The 4,637-nt window shown below is 71.5% G+C and carries 2 protein-coding genes; one reads left to right on the top strand and one right to left on the bottom strand.

Annotated features, from left to right (window positions below; translation table 11 throughout):
* Positions 1 to 230: 230 nt before the first annotated feature.
* Positions 231 to 1,712, bottom strand: a complete 1,482-nt coding sequence (locus AB0D27_RS45015) for a PQQ-binding-like beta-propeller repeat protein (RefSeq protein ID WP_362521365.1) — start codon at positions 1,710 to 1,712, stop codon at positions 231 to 233.
* A 403-nt stretch (positions 1,713 to 2,115) separates the two neighbouring features.
* On the opposite strand from AB0D27_RS45015, the gene AB0D27_RS45010 reads away from it, so the two are divergent.
* The coding region (locus AB0D27_RS45010; protein ID WP_362521363.1) for an SCO5717 family growth-regulating ATPase at positions 2,116 to 4,637 on the top strand (2,522 nt) is incomplete at its 3' end.

Genomic DNA, 4,637 nt, shown 5'->3' with positions numbered 1-4,637 from the left:
GGTACGCCGACCTGGCCGCCCTCGCTCAGAAGGGAGGGAAGACGGATGCGTGAGCTGACCTACGTCGCACGGAACACCCTCGAGTGGCGCGAGGCTGTTCCGCGTCGGCCCTCCCCCTTCTCCCTGGCGTATCTACGCCCCCCTGACATGCCTTTCTCCGGCCGTCGGCATGCCCAGGCGCTGGGTGATCTCCCCCTGGCCTATCTACGCCCCTCTGTCATGCCGTCTTCTCAGTGCACGCTTCCGATTCCCACCGCGGCCGGTACCGGGTCGTCGGGGTACTTGGCGGACGGCGTCAGCTGGCGGGGCGAGAAGAAGGCCCTTCCGTGTTCGACGAGGATGTCGGACCACTCGGGGGTTTCCATGCGGGTGGAGTCGTCCGGCAGGTTGAAGAAGAGGAACGGCGTCTGCTTGCCGGTGGTGGGGTCGATGCTCACGATGGCGGCGGGCCCGACGTTGTCGGAGCTCGGCCGGTAGACCAGGAGGTCGTCCCCGCTCATCTTCACGGGCCAGAGCGGCTGCAGGGGACGTCCGTCGAACTTCCGCAGGGCCTTGCCCGTCTTCACGTCGAAGGCCGTGATCCAGTTCTCCGCCTGGTCGACGTCGCCATCCGCCTTGCTGGCGACGAAGAGCGCGTGCTGCCCCACGACCATCGCGTAGCAGTTCTCCATCATCCCGAAGTAGTCCGAGCCGTCGAACGAACTTCCGCACATAGGGTCGAAGCGGCCACCCTTCATGGAGATCGTGGCGCTGTACCGGCCCTGGTCGTCGAGGGTGATCAGGTCGGTGACGCCGTAGTCCCCCGCCCCGACGGCGAGCACCGGCGGGTCGGAGGAGGGAAGGAAGACACCCGAGAGGCCTTCCTTGAGGTTGTACGTCCACCGCGGCTTGCCGGTGCGGGGATCGAGCTTCTGCACCCGGTACGCGTGCGTGGACTCCTCTCCGCAGCGGAGCAGGACGAGCAGGCTGCGGCCCCCCGCGAAGCCGGTGTCCTCGCATGTGGAGACGCTGGTGCTCTTCCACAGCTGCTTGCCGTCGCTCATGTCGTAGGCCACGGAGCCGTTGCCCCACGCCACCGCGACCGTGCCGCGCGTCATGGTCAGATTCGTGTTCGTGACGTACGCGGTCTTCGCGTCGGGCATCGTCGCCGTCCACAGCTTCTTGCCGGTGTCGAGGTCGACGAAGACCACTTCGTCGCAGATGCCCGCGTCCTTGGTGCCCTTGCGCTTGCCGGGCTGGACGACGACGGCGGTACGACCGTCCGCGGTGACGTGCCGGGTGGTGGCGCAGATGTGGCCGTCCAGTTCGAGGGTCCACGCACTGTCGTCCTGGCCGAACTTGAACCCCGTGAGGGTGTTCTTGATGCCCTTGGCGAAGATCTTGTCGGTCGCCCAGGTGCCGGGGGCGTACCGGGTCTCGTCGTCCTTGAACTTCTCCTCGCTGTAGTCGATGACGAGTTCGCCCTCGGGCGGGCTCGGGATCTTCTCGACCGTCTCCCTGATCTCGTCCGGGGCCTGCGGGGCGGCCGACGGCTTGGCGTCCGCCGGGGTGCCGTCGCCGGTCGCGTACATCAGGAGCCATCCGCCCGCGCACAGGACGACGACGAGTACGGCGGCCACGGCGCCGAACAGTTTCGTACGACGCCTTCGTCGCTCGGTGTCCGCCGTCAACGCGGATTGGGTGTAAGGGGAGGGGGGCGGGCCGAAGCTCACGCGGAGAGGTCCTTTCAGTGAGAGCCGTCCGGTTTCGGGGGCGAGCCCACTATGCATGCCCGTTGATCGTGTACATGCAGGGGGCAATGTGGCTGCGCCGTTGGCTTCGTTTGTCCGGTTTGGTGCTCAATAGTGAGCGTGGGTAGGCCACTTGCGGGCAGGGTGTGACGTAGCGGGCGGCCGCGGTGGGGTGGACAGGCCTGCCCCAGTGACAGTCATGGTGATTAGGCTGGGACCGCGGCGCGACGCGGGAACCCGTGGACGGGTCGCCCGCGCCCCAGGGGGAGCCGGGTGAATTCGGACGACCTCGAACGCATATCGGACGACTACGAGCGTCTACGGACGACAAGAAGACGGTCGCCCCGGCACGGCTTGAGGGTGCTCGACCACACCAGGAGGAACTGTGAACAGCGATCGGGACGGGATCCGCGGGGGCTGGGCCACACCCGGCGATGACCAGTCCGACGCGGAGTCCGCCGTCGAGACGACGGGCGAGTTCACCATCGACTACGCGCCGCCCGCCTGGTACACGCAGAACGCGTCGGGGAGTTCGGGGGATTCGGCCGATTCAGCCGACTCGGTGGATTCGGGGGATTCGGCGGACTCGGCGGACTCGGGAGTCGGGGCCCCGGAAGCGGGGGCGGCTGCGGAGGCCGCGGAGGCTCCGGTGGACTCGGAGGCTCCGGTGGACTCGGAGAGTTCGGCGGGTTCCGAGGGTTCGGCACCTTCCGCGGGTTCGGTTTTGGGGGTGCCTGTCGCCGACGCCGGTAGCCCGACGGCCCTGCCGAACCTTCCCGTGGGTGGGTTCCAGGCCAAGTGGACGCCTCCGGCTCCTCCTGCTCCCCCGGTCGCGCCCGTCGCCTCTTCCGACCTGGCTGAGTCCGGGAACGGGGATCTCGAGAGTGGCGCGACCATGCGGATCTCCGCTGTCGCGCTGAAGCGGGAGATCGTGGAGCGGGCGGCTGCGGCGTCGGAGGAGGGCGGGCCGGGGGCTGAGGTGGAGGCCGAGGCTGAAGCTCCGGCTGAGATCGAGGGCGAGGCCCCGATCGAGCCCGTGGCCGTGCCTGATCCCGTGGCCCAGTACCAGTCCCTGGAGGCTTCCTCCGGCGGGGTCGACGTACACGTCGACGTACACGGAGAAGAGGAGGCAGCGGCGGCCGAGGCCGAAGTGGCGTCCTCCGGTGCGGAATCCGCTGACGATGTGAGCGATGCCTCCGAGGAGGAGAGTGTCGCCGAGGTCGTGGAGCTGCGCGTCGTCGCGGACGGCGGCGCGGACGACGAGGCGGACGACGAGGCCGCCGAGGCTGGCGACGCCGCGCCGCAGGACGACGTCCACGACACGGTGCCTCCGCACCTCGACTCGCTGCAGGCGGAACCGGAGGATGCCGCGCCCCGGCACGACGAGCCTCAGGACGTGGTGCCCGAGGCCGGGTCGGATGAGCCGGAGGTCGTCCAGGACGCGCCACCCGCCTGGGCTCCGCCGCCGCTGCCGCAGGGTGGGCTGCCGCCGTTGCCGCCCGCGTATCAGCCGGCGGCGCCCGCTCCCGCCGCCCAGTGGCCCGCGTCCACGGAGCCCGCGACGGTGGAGCCGGTGCAGGCGCCGGTGCCGCCGCAGGCTCAGCCGCCCATCCCGGGGCCAGGTCAGCCGTTCCAGCCCCCGGCGCCCGCACCGGCGCCCGGTCAGCCGTTCCAGACCCCCGCGCCCGCACCGGCGCCCGGTCAGCCCTTCCAGACCCCCGCGCCCGCACCGGCGCCCGGTCAGCCCTTCCAGACCCCCGCGCCCGCACCGGCGCCCGGTCAGCCCTTCCAGGCCCCGGCGCCGCAGCCCGCTCCTGCGGCGTGGCCCTCCTCCCCCGGCGCGCCCGTCTCGACGGGTTCGGTACAGGGGCCCGTACCGGTGCCTCCGCCCGCCGTCGAGAACCCCGTCCCGGCTCCCTCTCAGGCTCAGCCCGCGACTCCCCCCGCCCCGGCCCAGCCGCAGCAGGGAAGCTACGGATTCCCGCAGCCGAGCGCTCCTGCCTCAAGCCCCACCACGCCCGGCGGCTACGGCTTCCCGCAGCCCGGCACCCCGGCCCCGGCGCAGCCGCAGCCGCAGCCGCAACCGCAGCCGCAGCCGCAGCCGCAGCCGCAGCAAGGAAGCTACGGATTCCCGCAATCCAGCCCCCCTGCCGCTGCCCCTGCCCCTGCCCCCAACCCCGCCCCGCAGAGCGGCTACGGATTCCCACAGCCCAGCGCCCCGGCCCCGACGCCGGCCCCAACTACCCAGGCCCCCGCCCAACCCCCGGGTTACGGCTTCCCCCAGCAAAGCCCCCCGGCGCCGGAGCAGTCGTCCCCCAACTCGCCCGCACCCGGGCCCGGTTACGGCTTTCCACCGCAGGCGCCCAACGCCCCCACGCCGCAGCCCGGTTACGGCTTCCCCCAGCAGCCCCCGGCTCCCCCGCAGTCGGCGGCGCCCGGCCCGGCGCAGCCGCCCCTCCCGTCGGCGCAGGTGGCTCCGCCGTACCCGCAGCAGGCTCAACCGCAGCCCGCCGCCCCGGTCGACCCTCGTACCGGATCGGCCTGGCCGCAGCCCGTGCAGCACGACCAGCGTCAGCCCACCAACCCCGGTGCCGCCCCTCTGGGGTACACCGCGGCGGTGGAGCTCTCCTCCGACCGGCTGCTCAACAACAAGAAGCAGAAGGCGAAGAGCGGCCGGCCCACGGCGGGCGGTGGCCGGTTCAAGCTCGGCGGGAAGAAGGAGGAGGCCGAGCGGCAGCGGAAGCTGGACCTGATCCGCACGCCCGTGCTGTCGTGCTACCGGATCGCCGTGATCAGCCTCAAGGGCGGCGTCGGCAAGACGACCACGACCACCGCGCTCGGCGCGACACTCGCCAGTGAGCGCCAGGACAAGATCCTCGCGATCGACGCCAACCCGGACGCCGGTAC

The sequence above is a fragment of the Streptomyces sp. NPDC048415 genome (genome assembly GCF_040651675.1).
Classification (GTDB): Bacteria; Actinomycetota; Actinomycetes; order Streptomycetales; family Streptomycetaceae; genus Streptomyces.
Note: the sequence above shows the minus strand (reverse complement) of the source record. Positions and strands in the feature narration are given on the sequence as shown.